The organism is Bradyrhizobium sp. CCBAU 11361 (assembly GCF_028128935.1).
GTDB lineage: Bacteria > Pseudomonadota > Alphaproteobacteria > Rhizobiales > Xanthobacteraceae > Bradyrhizobium > Bradyrhizobium niftali.
The window spans coordinates 130,655-147,243 of the sequence record NZ_LBJZ01000001.1 but is presented as its reverse complement, the minus strand read 5'-3'; the positions used below and the strand labels follow the sequence as shown (position 1 = coordinate 147,243).

The 16,589-nt window shown below is 62.9% G+C and carries 15 protein-coding genes; 5 read left to right on the top strand and 10 right to left on the bottom strand.

Translation table 11 applies throughout. The features are described 5' to 3' along the window. Window positions 1–18: 18 nt before the first annotated feature. The 3 genes from XI08_RS00625 to XI08_RS00615 all read right to left on the bottom strand — a co-directional run bounded on the left by XI08_RS00625 (window position 19) and on the right by XI08_RS00615 (window position 3,417). Window positions 19–1,863: a caspase family protein gene (locus XI08_RS00625; protein WP_271572908.1), complete on the bottom strand. Its 1,845-nt coding sequence runs from the start codon at window positions 1,861–1,863 to the stop codon at window positions 19–21. 286 nt (window positions 1,864–2,149) lie between these two features. Further along, window positions 2,150–2,782: a tetratricopeptide repeat protein gene (locus XI08_RS00620; protein ID WP_271572907.1), complete on the bottom strand. Its 633-nt coding sequence runs from the start codon at window positions 2,780–2,782 to the stop codon at window positions 2,150–2,152. A gap of 281 nt (window positions 2,783–3,063) precedes the next feature. Then, window positions 3,064–3,417 carry a hypothetical protein gene (locus XI08_RS00615; RefSeq protein WP_271572906.1) on the bottom strand — a complete coding sequence of 118 codons (354 nt, stop codon included), beginning with the start codon at window positions 3,415–3,417 and terminating at the stop codon, window positions 3,064–3,066. A 1,153-nt stretch (window positions 3,418–4,570) separates the two neighbouring features. Here XI08_RS00615 and XI08_RS00610 point away from each other — a divergent pair. After that, window positions 4,571–4,780 (top strand): PRC-barrel domain-containing protein, encoded by a 210-nt coding sequence (locus tag XI08_RS00610; RefSeq protein ID WP_027548869.1) that lies wholly within the window; start codon window positions 4,571–4,573, stop codon window positions 4,778–4,780. Between the two features lie 507 nt (window positions 4,781–5,287). Here the strand turns inward: XI08_RS00610 and XI08_RS00605 are convergent. The 7 genes from XI08_RS00605 to XI08_RS00575 all read right to left on the bottom strand — a co-directional run bounded on the left by XI08_RS00605 (window position 5,288) and on the right by XI08_RS00575 (window position 12,281). Beyond that, complete coding sequence (locus XI08_RS00605; RefSeq protein WP_271572905.1) at window positions 5,288–5,911, bottom strand: class I SAM-dependent methyltransferase; 624 nt, start codon at window positions 5,909–5,911, stop codon at window positions 5,288–5,290. Window positions 5,912–6,128: 217 nt separating this feature from the next. Beyond that, the gene (locus tag XI08_RS00600; protein WP_333926649.1) at window positions 6,129–6,674 is read right to left on the bottom strand and encodes a peptidoglycan-binding domain-containing protein; all 546 of its coding nucleotides are present in this window, start codon (window positions 6,672–6,674) and stop codon (window positions 6,129–6,131) included. 199 nt (window positions 6,675–6,873) lie between these two features. Continuing rightward, window positions 6,874–7,353 carry a hypothetical protein gene (locus tag XI08_RS00595; protein WP_271572904.1) on the bottom strand — a complete coding sequence of 160 codons (480 nt, stop codon included), beginning with the start codon at window positions 7,351–7,353 and terminating at the stop codon, window positions 6,874–6,876. A 217-nt stretch (window positions 7,354–7,570) separates the two neighbouring features. Then, window positions 7,571–8,284, bottom strand: coding sequence for an ABC transporter ATP-binding protein (locus tag XI08_RS00590; RefSeq protein WP_271572903.1), 714 nt, complete (start codon window positions 8,282–8,284; stop codon window positions 7,571–7,573). After that, the gene (locus XI08_RS00585) at window positions 8,281–10,050 is read right to left on the bottom strand and encodes a branched-chain amino acid ABC transporter ATP-binding protein/permease (protein ID WP_271572902.1); all 1,770 of its coding nucleotides are present in this window, start codon (window positions 10,048–10,050) and stop codon (window positions 8,281–8,283) included. Before XI08_RS00585 ends, XI08_RS00590 begins: the two co-directional genes overlap by 4 nt. Further along, complete coding sequence (locus XI08_RS00580; RefSeq protein WP_271572901.1) at window positions 10,047–11,090, bottom strand: branched-chain amino acid ABC transporter permease; 1,044 nt, start codon at window positions 11,088–11,090, stop codon at window positions 10,047–10,049. The genes XI08_RS00585 and XI08_RS00580 overlap by 4 nt, the downstream gene beginning before the upstream one ends. A 42-nt stretch (window positions 11,091–11,132) precedes the next feature. Beyond that, a complete protein-coding gene (locus XI08_RS00575) occupies window positions 11,133–12,281 on the bottom strand; it encodes an ABC transporter substrate-binding protein (RefSeq protein ID WP_271572900.1) in 1,149 nt (382 codons plus the stop codon). Window positions 12,282–12,912: 631 nt separating this feature from the next. On the opposite strand from XI08_RS00575, the gene XI08_RS00570 reads away from it, so the two are divergent. From XI08_RS00570 to XI08_RS00555, 4 genes are read left to right on the top strand one after another with little or no spacing between them, the layout of a single operon-like run. Further along, complete coding sequence (locus XI08_RS00570) at window positions 12,913–13,695, top strand: aspartate/glutamate racemase family protein (protein ID WP_271572899.1); 783 nt, start codon at window positions 12,913–12,915, stop codon at window positions 13,693–13,695. A 15-nt stretch (window positions 13,696–13,710) separates the two neighbouring features. Beyond that, window positions 13,711–14,139, top strand: coding sequence for an organic hydroperoxide resistance protein (locus tag XI08_RS00565; protein ID WP_333926648.1), 429 nt, complete (start codon window positions 13,711–13,713; stop codon window positions 14,137–14,139). A 25-nt stretch (window positions 14,140–14,164) separates the two neighbouring features. Then, complete coding sequence (locus tag XI08_RS00560) at window positions 14,165–15,343, top strand: thiolase family protein (RefSeq protein WP_271572898.1); 1,179 nt, start codon at window positions 14,165–14,167, stop codon at window positions 15,341–15,343. Beyond that, window positions 15,340–16,581 (top strand): SDR family NAD(P)-dependent oxidoreductase, encoded by a 1,242-nt coding sequence (locus XI08_RS00555; RefSeq protein WP_271572897.1) that lies wholly within the window; start codon window positions 15,340–15,342, stop codon window positions 16,579–16,581. Before XI08_RS00560 ends, XI08_RS00555 begins: the two co-directional genes overlap by 4 nt. The last annotated feature ends 8 nt before the right edge of the window (window positions 16,582–16,589 follow it).

Here is a 16,589-nt window from a genome sequence, read left to right as displayed (position 1 = left end):
ATCGCCAGATGAATCGAGCTAGTTGCACTCCTCTTGTGGCTGACCGGTGCTAACGGACCCGTGCTTGAACTGTTGATAGGGCACCACCCGGCATCCAGGCTTTACCGGACGGCAGCCCGCACTATTGCAAATCAACTGCCCAGTCGCCTGCGGCTTTGCGGGCGCGGCTTCGCTCTTCTTTCTCTCGTCGTCGCGCGGCTTGGCGTCCTCGCGGATCGCGACGGGCTTCTTATCCTGAACCTTCTCGCACTCATTGTCGCTGTTGACGCGATAGCCTGCGCGGCAGGCGATCTTAACACAGGCATCGCCATCAGCCCTAAAACCGCGGTCACAGACCAGCGGGCAGACGCGCCCCGGCTTGCTCTTGATAGCATCGAGCACGTCGAAGCTGGCCAGCCTGGTGTCATACTTCGTCCCGGCATGCTGGTTGAACAGCGTCAGCGAGCGCTGTGAGGCCGCGTTCCAATCTCCGTCAGCGGCGCCAGTCAGACACCCGACCCGACGGAGTTCTGACTGCACCAGTTTGGCAGTCTCCTGCGGCGAGAGGCTCGGCGCCGATTGTGTTGGGGCAACTGCCGCGACCTTCTGCTCGCCGTCACGCTGAGCCTTCTCAGTCGCCTGCTTTGCTGCCAGCTCGGAAGCCGCCTTGTCGTTCGCGATCTTGTCGGCGAGCGCCTTCTCGGCAGCCTGCTTGTCGGCCAGCGCCTTGGCGACGGCGGCCTCGGCATCCTTCCTGCGCTGCTCGGCCGCGGCCGCCTTGGCTTCCTCGATCTGCTTGGCCTTCTCGGCCGCGAGCCGGGCATCCTCGGCGGCCTTGGCGGCGGCCGCCGCCTTGTCCTGCTCGGCCTTCTTCGCGCGTTCGGATGCCAGCCTTGTCTTCTCCTCCTCGGCCAGCCGCGCCTTCTCAACCGCTGCGGCGCGGGTCTCTTCCGCGGCAATCCGGTTCAACTGCCCCTTGGCCAAGCTGGCGTAGAATCCGTCTGCGTACTTTGCGAGGAATGCGGTCCAGACCTCGCGAGTGCCGATTTGCAGGGCCAGCTCATAGTCGCGACGGACCGCCTCATCGGGGTTCGCCTGTGGTCCCGTCGCAACCGGCTTCGCTACGACCAACGGCACGTCATCGCCGCCGAGCGAGCCGTAGACATAGGGCTCCTGCTTGTTGCCGGTATTTTTCAAGACATCGTCGCGGACGAAGCCAAAGGCCTTGCGCAGATCGAGCCCTGGCGTCGGCAGACGCTCGACGAGAGCTGCCGCGAACGGACTGTTTTTGGAATCGCCATCTGACGCCGTCGAGCCCGCCTTCGCCGCGAAAGCAATCATCGTGTTCGGGCTCGTCGGCTCGATCTTGGCGAGGCCGCGCCCGATGGCGCGCGAGGCGATCGTCCGCTTCATCGTCTTGGCAAACGGATTGTCGCGGCAGGCATCGAGAATGACGAGGCGGAGCTTCTTCGCGGGGTCGACCGCGAACAGCGCGCGGTCCAGAGCAATCGTCTCGTCGAGAACGTCGCTATCCCTCTCCAGCGTTGCGTCCGTGGGGATCAGATAGTTGGTGCCATCAAGTTCGATGCCGTGACCGGCGTAATAGATCACGGCGACCTCGGCATCCTTCGTCTTGTCGCCAAAGTCACGCAGTGCCCTTCGCATCTCCGCGACAGTGAGGTCGAGCTTGATGTCGACAGCTTCGAAACCTGCCTTCTTGAACATGCTGCCAACTAAGGTGGCATCGTTCGCTGGGTTGGTTAGCCGGGCCACGCTCTTGTACGCCGAATTTCCGATCACCAGCGCGACGCGCCGTTCGGCCATTGCCGGTACGCATCCGAGCCACACGGCAAAAATGATCAAGAAAAACCGAAGCGCGCCCATTACAGCCCCAAATCAAACGTGAGCAGCGTATTCACAGCCTGCCGAAAGGCAAGCGGATGGTATGTGAGGTTGGTCACAAAGGCGCGGCCAGTCCAATGCACTCGGGATTGGCACTTTGTCTAATGTCTGAAGCGGATCAAACTGAGAAGTCCGGGCGTTCAGCCGGCAGGTCGGCTTTACCCCCAACTCCAGACAAACGCTGCATCGGACTAACTGACGCGATGGGCCGTTTCCGGACTTTTGCCCCAGGCATACTTTGAGCAGATCGAGGATCGCCACCCGATGTTCATTTCTCTTTTGAAGGTTCTGTCCGGGCTACTGCATCCCAGAACTTCTTCTCTAATGCTTGTGCCCTCTCATCGTCCCTGGCGGCTTCGATGTCCATGTGCAATTCTCGATAGGCTTTTGCGCGCCATCGAAATGCCGTGTACATTTCGGGCGCGAGGCGTATGGTTTCACTGTACGCCTCCACCGCGTCTTTGAGCTTTCCCTGCGATGCATAAGTGCGTCCGAGGCCATATGGAAAGGCACTATTTCGTGGCGCGATTTGCCTTCCGTGTTCGAAATCTGCGAGGGCCAAATCGTAGTGCTTCTGCCCGAGATAGAAAAAACCTCGTGAGGAATATAAGCGGGCTTCCGTTGGGCTAATTCGAATAGCTTCATTCCAGTCTGCTTCTGCCCCAGCCGTGTCGGAGATTTGCTCCCTGGCGTGGGCGCGGTCACGGAGTAGACATGCGGCGTCTCGGGACGAAAAGGTTTTTGCCAAAACCTCCGTATAGCTCCGGATTGCTTGATCGTAGTCGCGGCGCGCCAAGGCTTGGCTGACTTCCAGAAGAGGTGGACAATCTAAGCCATTATCCGTTGTAAGAGCACGTGGCCAGTAGCCTGCCCTGTCGATAGCATAGGCAGCCGTCAGCACTACAACGAATGCTAACACTAATGCTATCGACAATTGTCTATCATGCCGTTGCATCGCAAACCGATCTTGTCCATCCGCGTCGAGATACTCACAACCAAACGAACTCTGGCGATCACAACATCCTTGGCATGCTGGGCAGACTATTCGGTGCGTCGATCCCGCCTGGCGGCTGCTATCTTGCATCGTAAGGTAATGATGCCAGCCTTCCCAATCTGAGAAAAATACCGGGCAATGTCCGCTCAGGGTCAATACCAGTCCTGCGTCCCAAGGACGTCGATGGGTCACACCTCGTGCCGAATGACTTTCCACGCCAGAACACCGGCGATAAGAAATGACACGGTGCAGAATGCGACAGTTCCCCAGATACGGACATCGGGACGTGTCTCATTCAGCCAAACCAGTGCCGCGAGGCAGAGGATCGCCGGGATCGCGCACGCCTGTGTCGCAATATACCGACGGCGCAATGCGCGCGGTGCGCGTGAGCTCCAGACGAAACTATCAACCTCGAACCTGCGGGAAATGGTGTCCATTGGCTCTTGCGGATACCATTTGCTTAGCTCCAACATAGCGGACCGGAAACACCATGCGGCAACGCCGAGCAGCGCAATGGCAAGTAGGCATAAAATGAGCGACATCTCGCTTCTCCAGCTTCCCTAAGCTATCGAGCGTCAAACATAATAGTCCGCTAAGGGGCAAGCTGAGAAGTCCGGGCGTTCAGCCGGCAGGTCGGCTTTACCCCCAACTCCAGACAAACGCTGCATCGGACTAACTGACGCGATGGGCCAATATCGGAAGTAACGGACACGAAGTTGCGGCGTAGGCGGAGGCAGCGTTCAATCCGACAGACGAGGAATGCGACGGCTGGATGCGAGCGCGATGGGATGTGAGGCAAAGGCGTTACAGCCTTGCTTGTCGAACGGGCGCGATGCCCCATGACTTAAGGCAGCGCCGCCAATGCATTTCTGAATTACACCGGCCGCTTTAGCCACCAGACCGGATCAAATACGGATCCAAGGACCCAGCTAATCGGTCCGCCACTTGTATGGCGGCCGGCGTGGACTGCTTTTCGCGATGAAGCGAGCCGACGGAATTCACGACCAGCCCACTACAAGCAAGAACAGCTATCGCAATCGCAGCGAGATATTTGGTCCTCATGATGATGATCCCCTTTATCGCCCCATGAACTAACCGGGCACCCTCAGAAATGGTTCCCGAACACTGCGGCCCAATGTTTTCGGCCGCATCGGAAGTTGCTTCCATGGCGCCAGCGACTACCCGCTGGGGCAGGTTCCCTCCTTCGGAATGGAACATCGCGGTCGCGATCAGAAATCAAGGAACGAAAGCGTCCGCCAGGCTTTAGAAAAACTGAGGCCGTCGCTCGCCGGTAGTAACACGGCGCATGTCGCGGATAGCCAAAGGTCGTGGCGAACGACCCGCTGTTCTTAACACAAGTCTTAACACAAGCGCTCGCGCAGATAGCCCAAAGCGACGGTCTCCAGTTCTATTCAAAATCGCCAGCAGTGCCCCGATCGGTTGCGGGGGGGAGGCACGGGGTGCTGCCGGAACCGAAGGCTCCGTCATGCGCAACCGAATTGACATTGACCACATACACTGTCGGGCCATCATTCGAGAGATCGGCGAGAGACTACGTGCGTCGCTGAAACCAGAGTCGAAACTACCGGCGAGCCTGAGAGCGCAAATCGATCGGCTCCGCGAATTCGAAGCGGCCGAGCACTGTAACAAGCCGCGCGGTTGAGCCGCAGTCGGCTGGGCGAACATGGATGAACGATGCCGCCGGTGAAGCTTCGTGCATCGACGATCTTGAATGAGTACGGTAAGGCGCAATCCGAATTGATCGGCAAAACCGTCGTCCTTACTGACGGAAAGGCAGGCACGGTCGAGAAAGTTTGGCTGGATGAATTGCACGGGCTTCGGATTTCAATCAAAGGTCATGACGGAAGATGGCCGGTCTCAACCATCAAGTTCGAGGAGAACTAGACCTTCGCACCCGCTGCGCATCACCCCAATAGCGCGCTATTTCAGAACATTCCGATCAGGATGAAAAACCCGATCTCGATCAGGAACGTCGTGCTCATAACCGCGACCGTAAGGAACACGTCGCTCGCCGAAAGAGGGTTCATGAATGCCTCGCATCTTGCGAAGCCCCGGGAGTAAATCGTTCAGGCTAGAAAATGTTTCAGTTCCAAACGCAGACGGCGCGAGAGTATCGGGCAAAGTTTCAAAAATGTTGGCAGCCGACATGACACGCGCTCAATCGACCTTCGGCTAAGGGCCACGAGCGGAGGTAGCCCTTCGCCAAAGAAACGACCATTGCGGATAGATGAAGATCGGATGGTTACTCCAGTCGCGACCTAAGCCGACGCGGTGTCGAGCCCGCCGACCATGGGATGAGACACTCGCGCAGAAGGTCCGCCCTGCTTTGCAATTGCCACGCTCTGCCAAGCCGTCATGAGTTGAACCAACTCCTCTGCGCGGCGTCGCGGTTCAGGAGCAGCGGCGGAACACACTGAATTGGAATGATTGATCGGTGCCCCAAGGCGTCGCATGAGCGTGCCGCCGGGTCTCAACGAGTTGGAACGCGCTACCGAGGGTCTGACCGAGGCTCGCAGCATCGTACCTCACGACGGGAAGGCCGCTGCATCGTTCAGGTCCGTCGAGCGCAAAGGTGGCAATGATTGCGTGCCCTCCGACTTTCAAGGCCCGTCCGAGACGCGCGACATACGCAGCACGGTCACGCTCCTCGGTCAGGAAATGAAAGGCCGCCCGATCGTGCCAAACATCGTAAGCCTTCAGCGGCTCCCAGGCTGTTGCATCCGCGACGATCCAATGAACCTGTGCGGCCCGGCTTCCAAGGCGGGCTTTCGCGGCCTCAAGTGCCGCCCCGGACAAATCGAGGACGGTTACATCCTCAAAGCCCCGATCAATGAGATTGTCGACCAGGCGCGAAGCACCCCCACCGATGTCGATGATGGCCGAAGCCTGAGCCGCGCCGACCCGGGCAATCAACTCAAGCGAAGGAGCCGGACTTTCCTGAAACCAGCTTACTTCGTTCTCGCCCTTGTGGGTGTAGACGCCTTCCCAATGGGCTTGACGGTTCTCGCTCTCCATTGCGTGTTCCCTCCACCCAAGGGGCCGCGATTAGTTCAGAACATGGCAACTCCCCCAATCCTTGACAATAAGCACAGAGCAGCCCTGGACACATTTGCCCGTACCGATGTCGCGGCGCATCCGGAAGGCACCACCGCCCCGTGCAGCTACCTCGTCCACTATCCCGGCCCGGCGGGGACATGAACGCCTGAAACCTGCACTACCTGGAGCACCTCGGTCACCTGCGTCCGAACAGTCCCCCCACCACGCCGCCAATCAGTCCGCCGGGACCACCCCCGCCGTGCTGATGGTGAGCACCCGTGCGACGACGGGTTGGACGGTCGTCATCGGATTTGTCGCTGCCGCTGACGCCGGCATGCGCCGCCGAGGCGGATTCGGTCAGGAGCGCCTGATGCTGCAGCGGGTTTAGGAAGCCTGTCCTGGGATAGCCGCGTGCCGCCTGCCAGCGCGTGATGACGGCGCGGGTCGACCCGTCGAACCGTCCGTTGACCTTGGTGTCGAAACCGAGATCGGTCAGCCGGCGCTGCACGTCGCGACGCTTTCCCTTGTTGAGGCCGATCTGATCTTCGGTTTCCTGAGTTGCCTCGCCGGCAACGATCGCCGGATCGACGGATGCGATCAGCTCACGGTCGGTCGTGCTCGGACCGGCCACGGCACCATTTGCACCGACGAGAATTCCCAAGACTGACAATGCGAGGATGAAGACACGCAATGGCATATCCTTCGCTGATCTTAAGTCTCGCGATGATTTCGCGTTGAACACCTATCGGTTCAAATGCGCCGCTGTGACACTCGAACGTCCAGCGGCGTCTAAATCAAAGGTCGACTCCGGGTTCTGTCGCTGGCAACTGTTACAGGGGGACACTTGTTCCTTGGCGGGCGTTGATTGTTGCACGGCATCGCACTGAGATGGACCGACAGGAAGGACAGGGACATGATCATCGGCTGGACAGGCCGTTCAGTTATTGACGTAGGTCAGGGTTGCGTACCCGGCTCTGTCGCGAAGCAAGGGCGGACTCGCGGACGAACGTTGCAATGCTCGCCCCCCAGACGAGCGCCATGCCGAGCAGCACCCATTTGAAATCCGATTGGATCATGAAGTTGACGGCGGCCATCAACCCGATCGAGAGCCCGCCAGCAACCCCGGCGCCGACCGCAGCCACGGGGCGATGGTCGCGGAAGGACGTCGCGGCCAAGGTGAGCGCGAGCATTCCCGTAGCCGCCACGTAGCCGCCCATCACACGAAAGACGTAGGTCAGCCATGACATGAGCCTGGGCCCGACCGACTGCAATTCGGCCGGGGTGAGGCTCATGTACCGGATGTCCTCCGGCAGCAATGGAGGGCGGAGGAACAGGAAGTAGATGCCGACGCCGACCAACAGGGTGCCGGAGACCGCCAGGAGCATCGAGGATAGATGCCAGCGGTCCCGCGTGTCGCGCATCGTTGCCTCCGGATCAGCACGGCGCCCAACCAGCCAACGACTGGGGTGAGCGCGGCGATGATGGCATCATGCCCCTGTTTTGCCCGACGGGTCAACTCTGCTTCGAAAAATCAGAAGCGATGGCGAGGGGCTGTTAAGCCATTGATATCACTGTCCCCGGCTACTGTGCATGGGGTTGTTTTTCGACTTTTTGTTGTGCGGCCTGCAAGGGCCGGTCCTAGTGGCCGCCGAGATAGGCCGTGATCAGCCGGGGATCATGGATGAGGTCCTTGGCGGGGCCGGACTGCACGATCTCGCCGGTTTCGAGCACGTAGCCGTAGTCGGCCGTCTCCAGCGCGGCGCGGGCGTTCTGCTCCACCAGCAGGATCGACACGCCGAGGTCGCGCAACGACGCGATAGTGCGAAAGATCTCGCGCACGATCAGCGGCGCGAGGCCGAGGCTCGGTTCGTCCAGCATGAGAAGCTTCGGCTTGGCCATCAGCGCGCGCCCGAGCGCGAGCATCTGGCGTTCGCCGCCGGAAAGCGTGCCGGCGGCCTGGCGCTGCCGCTCCTTCAGGCGGGGAAAGCGATCATAGACCTCGTCCAGCGTCTTCTGGACGCCCGAGCGGTCGCGCAGGCTGTAGGAGCCGAGCAGGAGATTGTCGGCGACCGACATGTCGGAGAACAGCTCGCGCTTTTCCGGGACGAGGCATAGCCGCCGCTCGACGCGATCCTCGACGGACATCTTCCCGATGTCATTGCCCTGAAACGCCATGCGGCCGCGCGAGGCGAGCAGGCCGATGGCGGCCATCAGCAGCGTGGTCTTGCCGGCGCCGTTCGGACCGATGACGGTGACGATCTGCCCTTCCTCGACCGACAGCGAGACGTTGCGGACCGCCTCGACATTGTCGTAGCAGATGGTCACGTCCGTCATGGAAAACATCTCGCTCACGCGACGCCTCCGAGATAGGCCTCTTGAACCCGCTCGTCGCTGCGGATCGCGGCTGGAGCGCCTTCGCAGAGCTTGGATCCGAAATCGAGCACCACGATGCGGTCGACCAGCGACATCACGAACTCCATGTCGTGCTCGACGATCAGGATGGTCAGGTGATCCGACCGTAGCGATCTGAGCAGCTCCGCAAGCCGCAGCTTCTCCTGGCGGCGAAGGCCGGCCGCCGGCTCGTCCAGAACCAGCAGCGCCGGGTCCGCGGCGAGCGCACGCGCGATCTCCAGAATGCGCTGGTTGCCGAGCGGCAGGTTGCCTGCGAGCTCGAACGGTTTTTCGCCGAGCCCGACGCGCTCGAGCTGCGTCAGCGCCTCGTGCCGCGCGCTGGCTTCCTCGCGCTGGTTGAGACGGAGGGCGCTGGCGAACAGGCCGGTGCTGGTGCGGGCGTAGGTGCCGAGCATGACGTTTTCGAGCAAGCTCATGCGCGGCCGCAGCTTCACATGCTGGAAGGTCCGCGCGATCCCGGCCTTGGCGATGCGGGATTGCGGATCGCGTGTGATCGGGCGTCCCGCAAAGATGATCTCGCCCTTGTTGACCCGGAGCGCGCCGGTCAGGCAATTGAACATCGTGCTCTTGCCGGCGCCGTTCGGGCCGATGACGGCAAGGATCTCGCCGGAGCGTACCTCGAAGCTGACATTGTTGACGGCGACGAGGCCGCCGAACCGGCGCTCGGCGCCGTCGACCTTCAAAAGTAGTTCGCCCGGTGCCGGTTGTGCGCGGCGGGGCAGGGGAGCCGCCGGCTCCGGCCGCTCGCGTTTGATCTTCGGCAGGTAGCGCGCAACGAATGGCACGATGCCCTGCCGCGCCCATTGCAGGAACAGGATGAACAGCGCCGAGAAGGCGACGATCTCGAGCTGCCCGGAAGCGCCCTTGGCGATCAGCGGCAGATAATCCTGCACGCTGTTCTTGAGCAAGGTGACGACCGCGGCACCGACGACACCGCCGAGAAGGCTGCCGGCGCCGCCGACCATCGACATCATCAGATATTCGATGCCCATGCCGGCATCGAACGGGCCGGGGCTGATGAAGCGGCTCATATGGGCGTAGAGCCACCCGGAGAGCGAGGCCAGGAAGGCCGCGATGACGAAGGTCACGAGCTTGATCCGGAAGGCGTTGATGCCGAGGCTCTCGACCAGCGTGTTGCCGCCGCGGAGCGCCCGCATGGCACGGCCGAGCCGGGAGTCCAGCAGGTTGTATCCGAGCAGGAGGACGGCCGCGACGATGCCCCAGATCAGGAAATAAATCTGCGCGCTCGTAACAAGCGCGAACGATCCGATGCTGATCGGCGGGATCGACGAGATGCCGTTGAAGCGGCCGAGCCCCTCGACATTGCCGAACAGGAAGCCGATCGCAAGGCCCCATGCGACGGTCGAGAGCGAGAGGAAATGGCCCTGAAGCCGCAAGGTGACGACGCCGAGGATGGCCGCGACGCAGCAGGTCAGCGCCACGCCGAACAAGAGGCCGAGCCACGGGGAGTATCCGTTCAGCGCGGAGACCCACGCCGTCGCATAGGCCGCGACGCCCACGAACGCTGCCTGTCCGAAGGATACGATGCCGCCGACGCCGGTGAGCAGGGCAAGGCCGATGGCGACCAGCGAATAGATGCCAATGTAGTTCATCAGCGTGATGCTGAACGGACTGAGCACGAAGGGGGCCACCGCCAGACACGCCAGCGCCACCATTGCCACGAGCTGAATTTGGAAGCGCGTCATTCCTCGATCTCCTCCTCGGAATGCAGCGAGGCGAGGGAACGCCAGATCAGGATCGGGATCAGAAGCGAGAACACGATGACGTCCTTCAGCGCGCTGCTCTCGAAGGATGCGAAGCTTTCGAGAATGCCGACGCCGACGGCGCCGATCGCCGCGCCGGGATAGCTGGTCATGCCGCCGACGATGGCGCCGACAAAGGCCTTGAGGCCGATCAGGAAGCCGGAATCGTAGAACACGGTGTTCACAGGCGCGATCAGGATGCCCGATACGCCGGCCATCAGCGAGCCCAGCAGATAGGCGATCGTGCCGGCGCGGGCGGGCCGTATTCCCATCAGGCGGGAGCCGGTCCGGTTCACGGCGGTGGCGCGCAGCGATTTTCCGACCAGCGTGAAGTCGAAGAAGAGATAGAGCAGGCCGCTGAAGACGAGCGCTGCGATCACGATCAGCATGGTCTGGCCCGAGACCAGCACACCGGCCAACTCGGTCGAGAGCGACGTCAGCGGTTCGGTTCTGACGCCTTCAGGTCCGAAGAAGAGCAGGCCGAGGCCGACAAGCGCGAAATGCAGTGCGACCGAGACCGTCAGGAGCAACAGCACCGTTCCGTCCGCGATGGGGCGGAAGACGATCCGGTCCAGAAGCGGGGCGATCGGCGTGATCAGCATCAGCGCGAGCACGAGCCTGACGGCTAGCGGAGGATCGGCGCGCATCGTCAGCCAGGCGAGGCCGACCACGGCCAGCGGAAGCGCGAGGTAGAAGAAGAGCGCGCGTGGCAGCAGCCGAAGCTCGCCGGCGCGCATGAGCGAGACGATCTCGATCAGGGTCGCAAGGCAGGCCAGGATGACGACCAGCGCCCCCGTGCCCGGAAAGCGCTTCGCATCGAGGGCCGCCAGCGTCAGCGCGGTGAATGCGGCGATGTCGCCAAAGGGAATGAAGATGACCCGTGTCACCGTGAAGATGAGGACGGTCCCGATCGCCACCAGCGCGTAGACTGCGCCGGTGGCGATCCCGTCGATCGCAAGAATGGCTGCGATATCACTCGTCATTGAGACGCCGTTCCCCCGTTTTGACTGTCTGCCGCCTTCCGACTACGGCGCGTACTTCCAGGCGCCTCCGGTCAGGCGCACCACGACGAGCGCGCGCTCGTCGACGCCGGTCACCGCACCGGGCTTGAAGTTGTAGACGGCATGCACGCCCGGCAGCTCCTTGGTGCTGAGGATCGCGTCCCGCAGCGCCGTGCGGAATTCGGCCGTTCCGGGTTTCGCGGTCTTGAGCGCGCGCTCGGCGGCGTTGGCGAAGATCAGCCAGGCGTCGAAGGAGTAGGCCGAGAAGCCGTCGGTGGTCGGGATGTTATGGGTCTTCTGGTAGACGCTGCGGAAGTCGAGCGCGATCTTCTTGGCAAAGTGCTCGTCGGGAAGCTGCTCGGCGACGATCACGGGACCCGCAGAGACCTGGATGCCGTCGGCCGCCTTGCCGCCGACGTTGACGAAATCCGGATTGACCAGCGCCACGGTGCCGTAGGTGTTGCCCTTGAAGCCGCGCTCGGCGAGGCTGAGCAGAGGCAGCGCGCCTTGCGTCCCGGAGCCGCCGTCCAGCACCGCGTCCGGCCGCGCGGCAAGCACCTTCAGGATCTGCGCGGTGACCGAGGTGTCGGTGCGGGCATAGCGCTCGTTGGTCTGGATCTTGATGTCGCCGGCGGTTTCGGCGGCCTTGGCGCCGTTGTAGACGAGGTCGCCCCACGCGTCGGAGAAGCCGATATAGCCGATGTTCTTCATGCCGTCGCGCTTCATGCGGTCGGCGACGATCTTGACGAGGAGGGAGGCCGGCTGCGGCACCGACACCACCCATTGCTCGGGCGTATCAGGCAGCTTGCCGATCGGCGAGACCGCGATCATCGGCACCTTCAGCTCGCTCGCCACCGCCGCCATGGCGATGGTCGAGGGGGCCGTCGCGGTGCCGATCAGGAGGTCCACCTTCTCTTCTTCCACCAGCTTGCGGGCATTGCGGGTCGCGGCCGACGGGTCGGAGCCGTCGTCGAGCTGGATCAGGCGAACGGTCTCGCCGTTGATGGTCTTCTTGTATTCATAGGCGGCGTTGATGCCGCGCCCATAGGGGATGCCGATCGACGAGCCGTTGCCGCTGAGCGAGGTGACGAAGCCGATGGTGATGTCGGCCTGCGCCGCCGGGGCTGCGACGATGCCGGCGACAAGTGCAAGTAGGCTCAGAGTCTTGCGCATTTGCGTTCTCCTCCGTTGATGCTGGATAGGAATGCTTTGATGCCGCCGCGCGGGGAGCCCGAACGACAGACGAACCGATTGAAAGCATTGCTGCAGCGCCAAATCATGGGCGCGGCCGACGCGAGTCTGCTCGGCCGGGCGTCAGCAGCCATGATGTTGCTTGCCGCTCGAACAACGGGCCCATCGGCGAATGCGGGCGGGCCTTATCTGAAGCGATGAAAGGTCGTTGGCCCTGCCGCGATGCGCGACCGGCGGTGCTGCTGCTGCCGGCTGTCCGAGCACGGCGACTGTCCACACGATCGAGTCTCTCAAAATCGGTGCCCTGCAACATCATTGTCATGGCCACCGGTCCCTGACCGGCGAGGAATTACTTAAAGCCTAAAGTATTATCGGTGGGGCCGTCAACACGTGTCACGGTGCTGTCAGAAAAAAATGTCGTTGCATACAATTTCGTCACAGCGCGGCGCTTCTTTGCCATTGGATCGGACGAAAAGGCTGTGCCTGCCCTGCCGCGACGGGGCCCGTCGGCGGCGCCGCCGCGCGCATTTGACGCGTGAATTAGTTTATGATTGAAATATATTCATCGGCAGCCGACGACCGATCCTCCGATCACCGCTTGAGGAGAAGGACGATGCGCATCTTCTGGCAGAGCTTCGTTGATGCGAGCGTGAACGCGCCCTACATGGCGCGGCTGTCGGAATACCTCAACAACATCGCTGCATCGGGCACGACGGTTCATGTCGAGGGCATTACGCCACCGGACCGGGAGTTCGGGCGGCTGGCGGAATTGCGCTGCGCGGTCCAGGCGATCGACAACGGCATCGCGGCCGAGGAGGGCGGGTTCGACGCCTTCGTGATGGGGCATTTCCAGGATCCCGGACTCTACGAGCTGCGCTCGGCGCTCGACATTCCCGTGATCGGGACCGGCGAGGCGACGTTGCTGGCGGCCTCGCAGCTGGGCCGGCGATTAGGCCTTGTGACGCTCGATCCTGTCTTCGAGGTCTGGCATTACGAGCAGGCCGAGCGTTACGGCCTCGGCGGCCGCGTGGTCCACGTGACCGGCCTTGGCTGCAAGCCGGCGGATTTCGCCGATGCGTTCGCCGGAGACGATGCCGCGCAAGCCCGCATGATCGAGGATTTTGTCGCCTGCGCACGTCCGGTCGTCGAGCGCGGCGCGGATGTCGTGATTCCGGCCGGTGTGCTGCCGGGTCTCCTGATCGGCAGGGAGCATGGCCTGAAGATCGGCCACGCGCCGGTGGTCAACTGCGCGGCCGTGGCGCTGAAGAGTGCCGAGATGTGGGTGCAGCTCCGGAAGCTCAATGGCACCGAGCCCAGCCGCGGGCCGAGCTTCAAGCGGGCCAGCGCCCAGGCGCGCGACGATTTCCGCGCGCTGCTTGCCCGCAACAGCCGCTAGTCCTGGAGAATAATCATGATGGTTCCCGAAAAGATCCTGTACGAGACCGAGGTGACGGCGACCGGAGGTCGGGATGGCAAGGCTGCCAGCGCCGACGGTCTCTTGTCGGTGTCGCTGTCCTTGCCGAAATCGATGGGCGGCCCCGGCGGCGAGGGCACCAATCCCGAGCAGCTCTTTGCGGCCGGCTATGCCGCGTGCTTTCTCGGTGCGGTCAAGCTGGTCGCGCGCACCCGCAAGGTTGCGCCAGCCGCCGAGCCAACCGTGACGGCAAAGGTTGCGATGGGGCCGGTTCCGGTCGGATATGCGCTCGCTGTCGAGCTGAAGGTCAATCTGCCCGGTGTCGAGAAATCAGTGGCCGAAGAGGTCGTCGCCGGCGCGCACGAGCGTTGCCCCTATTCGAACGCAACCCGCGGCAATATTGCCGTGAAACTGACGGTGGTTTGAGGCGGATGAACGAGGCGGGCGGTCGGTGACCAATTCCTTACGCACACCGTACGACGGCGTCGTGATTGCGGCTCCCGTCACGATTCCCTATGTGCGCTACTCCATCGAAAGCGCGCAGTGGTGGATCGGCCGTGCGCTCAGCGCGCTCGTCGCGCAGGCCGGCATCAATGCCTCGGACATCGACGGCCTGTGCGTCTCCAGCTTCACCATGGGGACCGACAGCGGGATCGGGTTGACGCAGCATTTCGGCCTCTGCGTGCGATGGCTGGATACGATTCCGCTCGGTGGCGCCAGCGCCGTCGCCGGATTGCGAAAGGCGGCGCGCGCGGTTCAGGCTCATGACGCCGACATCGTGGCGTGCGTGGCGGGTGACACCAACCACGTCGATTCCTTCCGGCGGACGCTCGAGAATTTCTCGCGCTTCAACCAGGATGCCGTCTATCCCTACGGCGCGGGTGGCGCCAATGCGAGCTTCGCGCTGATCGCGCGCAACTATATGCGCACCTTCGGCGTCACGAGGGAGGATGTCGGTCGGATCGCGGTCGCCCAACGGGCCAATGCGCTGCGCAATCCGCACGCATTGATGAAGACGCCGTTGACGCTCGAACAGTATCTCGCGGCCCGGCCGATCTCCGATCCCATCCATCTCTTCGACTGCGTGATGCCCTGCGCCGGCGCGGAAGCGTTCCTCGTCATGCGCGAAGACACGGCGGCATCGCTGGGGCTGCTTGCGGCGCGACTGCTGTCGACGATCGAACGGCACAACGCCTTTGCCGACGACCCCATGCAGGTGCGCGGCGGCTGGGCGATGGATATCGGCGAGCTCTATGCGATGGCCGGCGTGAAGCCTGACGACCTCGATGTGGTCCAGACCTACGACGACTATCCCGTCATCACGATGATGCAGTTCGAGGATCTCGGCTTCTGCAAGAAGGGGGAGGGGGCCGAGTTCGTGCGCCAGCACGATCTCACCATCGACGGTGATTTTCCGCACAACACCTCGGGCGGACAACTCTCGGCCGGGCAGGCCGGCGCAGCCGGCGCCTATCTCGGCCTCGTCGAAGGTCTGCGGCAGGTTCTGGGGACTGCAGGCCCCACCCAGGTCAGGAATGCGAGCCTCGCCTTGGCCTCGGGGTTCGGTATGATCAACTACGATCGCGGTCTCGCCTCGGGCGCCGCGATTTTTGCAGGGCCGTCGCGATGATAGAGCCGATCAAACCGCCCCGGCGCAAGAACCCGCTGTTGCGGACGCGGCTGCCTGCGTCGCCACCGCGACCGCGCAGCAGGACGTCGCATGGGTTCACGCGGGCAGCCGCCGAAGGCCGCTTCATGCTGCAACGCTGCGAGGCTTGCGGCGCCTTTGCTTATCCGGCGCGGGAGGCATGTCCGTCATGCCTGTCGTCCGGCCTCGCCTTCGTCGATGCGCCGCGCCGGGGCATGCTTCTTTCCGAGACCACGGCGCGCGTGCCGAGCGACGTCTATTTCCGCGAACGGGCGCCCTGGCGCATCGGCCTCGTCAGGATGGACTGCGGTCCGACGATCGTGGCGCATCTCCATGCCGACTGCGTGGAGGGCGCGCCGGTTCGCATGTCGCTTCAGCTCGACAAGAGCGGTCAGGCGGTGGCCTTTGCTCATCCCGAGGGGGAGACTCCCAACATGGCAGACGACAAGCAGTGGCGGGAAATGACGGCCGATCCGAAATTCCGGCGCGTGCTCGTGACCAACGGCCGCAGCGTGATCGGCCAGGAAGCCGTCGCCGCCTTGAAGGCCGCGGGCGCCAAGACGGTCTTCGTCGGCGTTGCCGAGCCGTGGCGGCCTTTCGCCGGCGAGAAGCTGCTGCGCGGCCAGGACGGGATCGAGATCGTGACCCTTGATGCGGCTGACGAAAAATCCGCGGCCGATCTCGCCGCCGACATCGGCGGCAAGGTCGATATCCTCGTCAATACGACGGAATATGTGCGGCCGGGCGGCCTGCTCGACCGCAGGGGCACGAGCATCGCACGGGACGAGATCGACCATGCCTATCTCGGCTTCATCAACCTCGCGCAGGCTTTTGGCCCGGCCATGCGGATGCGCGGTGCCGATGGCATCAACAACAGTGTAGCGTGGGTCAACATTCTGTCGGTCTATGCGCTGTCGAACTGGCCTGCCTTTGGCGCCTACTCGGCCTCGCAAGCGGCGTGCCTGTCGCTCTCGCACTGCCTTCGTGCCGAACTCAGGCCCGGCGGCGTCAGGGTGATGAATCTGTTCACCGGGCCCGTCGATACCGAATGGTTCCAGACCGTGCCGCCGCCGAAGGTCGCGCCGCGCGCCATTGCGCAGGCGATCGTGTCGGGACTCAAAGGCGGGCTCGAGGAGATGTACGTCGGGGATGTCGCCGAAGAGATACGGCAGCGTCTGGCGGCCAATCCGAAAGCACTCGAGCGCGAGCTCGACAGGTGACATCGAGA